Origin of the sequence: Mycobacterium sp. (genome assembly GCF_049673265.1) — a bacterium.
In the GTDB taxonomy this organism is placed as follows: Bacteria; Actinomycetota; Actinomycetes; order Mycobacteriales; family Mycobacteriaceae; genus Mycobacterium.
On sequence record NZ_JBATXN010000094.1, the window covers coordinates 1 to 2,087 of the forward strand.

Annotated in this window: 2 protein-coding genes; both read right to left on the reverse strand. The window is 65.8% G+C overall.

The window, feature by feature from the left end:
• Window positions 1-1,279 (reverse strand): sensor histidine kinase (locus WBF82_RS03235; protein WP_424381659.1); only part of this gene is annotated, 1,279 nt, incomplete at its 3' end.
• 11 nt (window positions 1,280-1,290) lie between these two features.
• Entirely contained in the window at window positions 1,291-2,010 is a 720-nt protein-coding gene (gene prrA, locus WBF82_RS03240) for a two-component system response regulator PrrA (protein WP_424381660.1), read from the reverse strand.
• Between the last annotated feature and the right edge of the window lie 77 nt (window positions 2,011-2,087).

Sequence of the window (2,087 nt, forward strand, 5' to 3'; positions counted from 1 at the left end):
CTGTACCGCCGTGCAGGTGCGCCTGCTGGGCCACCAATGCCAGACCGAGGCCGGAGCCCGAATGCGACGCGGTCGATCCGCGGGAGAACCGCTCGAACACGATCTGGCGCTCCTCCTCTGGGACCCCGCTGCCGTTGTCGTCGACGGCGATTTCCACGCCAGCGCGCGAGCTCACCGCGGACAGCTGGACTCGGGTGGCCCCACCGTGTTTGACGGCGTTGGCGATCGCATTGTCGACCGCGAGGCGAAGGCCCGCCGGTAGGCCGACGATGATGCAGGTCGGCGACGGCACCAGCGACACGTCGAGGTCCGGGTAGATCCGCATCGCGTCGTGCGCCGCACGGTCGAGCAGCTCGGTGATGTCGACCGGCACGTGATCCTCCGACGTCGACAGCTCACCTTGGGCCAGCCGCTCGAGCGCGGACAACGTGGCCTCAATGCGATATTGGGTCCGGATCACGTCATGGAGCACTTCTTTGCGTTGCTCGTCGGGAAGGTCCAGGGTGGCAAGCACTTCCAGGTTGGTGCGCATCGCGGTCAGCGGCGTGCGCAACTCATGCGAGGACACCGCCGCGAAGTCCCGGGCCGACTCCAGGGCCTCCTTGGTGCGGTTCTGCTCGTTCCAGATTCGCTGCAGCATGCCCCGCATGGCCTCGGCGATCTCGACGGCCTCGGTGGCGCCGCGCACTTGAACCTGCGGTCTCTCGTCGCCCGCGTCGATGGACCTGGTCTGTTGTGCCAACCGTTTGAACGGTCGCACCGCGAAAGTTGCCAGCAGCCAGGCGAACACGGCCGCCGCCACGATCGAGAATGCACAGATCAAGATCACCCGGCGGTGCAAGTTGTTGGTGTCGGCAATGGTGGCGTCATAGGTTGCGCCGACTTCCACCAACATCGGACGCGGCGCTGGAATATTTACCGTGCGCACCCGGTAGCGCACCCCATTGATGTAGGTATCGGCATAGCCGGCCGGTAGCTCCGGCAAGGTGACTTTCGAGTTCGAGGTCACCTCTTCACCACCGCGACGCACGGTGATGACCGCGTCCTGGTCGTTAGGGGATTTGGGGATTTCGCCAAGGCCACGGGGTAAAAAGGGGATCGCGAAACCAGCCGCCTCGTCCAGCCGGCGATCCAGCCGTTCCTTGCGGTCGTTGGTGATGCCGAACCAGACGACGACCCCGACGATGAGTACCGGAATGGCGGCGCCGATGACGGTCGCCACCACCACCCGGGCACGCAGCGACGGCGTACGGGTCAAGATTCGCGACAAGAAATTCATGCTCAATCCCGTCACTGCATGCGCAGTACGAATCCCACTCCGCGGACGGTGTGCAGCAGCCGTGGGCCACCGCCGGCTTCCAACTTGCGCCGCAGGTAGCCGATGAACACGTCGACGACGTTGGTGTCCGCGGCAAAATCGTAACCCCACACCAGTTCCAGCAACTGCGCGCGGGACAACACCGCGGTCTTGTGCTCGGCCAACACGGCCAGCAGGTCGAACTCACGCTTGGTCAGGTCGACGTCGACGCCGTGGACTCGGGCCCGCCGGCCGGGGATGTCCACCTCCAAGGGGCCAACCGTGATGGTTTCGGAGGACGAGGTCGCCGTAGAGCCGCGACGGCGCAGCAGCGCTCGTACCCGCGCCACCAGCTCGGCCAGCACGAATGGCTTGACCAGGTAGTCGTCGGCGCCGGCCTCCAGACCGGCCACCCGGTCGTCGACCGAACTGCGCGCGCTCAGCACACAGACCGGGACGTCGTTATCCATCGCCCGCAGCGCGGTGACCACGCTGACGCCGTCGAGCACTGGCATGTTGATGTCGAGCACGATCGCATCAGGCCTGGTCTCGGTCGCACTCCGGAGTGCCTCGGCCCCGTCGACGGCGGTCGACACTTCGAACCCGGACAACCGCAATCCGCGCTCCAGCGAGGCGAGCACGTCGGAATCGTCGTCGACAACCAACACCCTTGGAGAGGTATGTGAGGTCACACCAGTGTCCATGCCGCCCATGATGCCTGATAGTCGCCCGTAGCTGTGGGAACCCTCGCTCGACGCACCCTGCGCGGCGGCCCAGGCTCAGGTAGCAA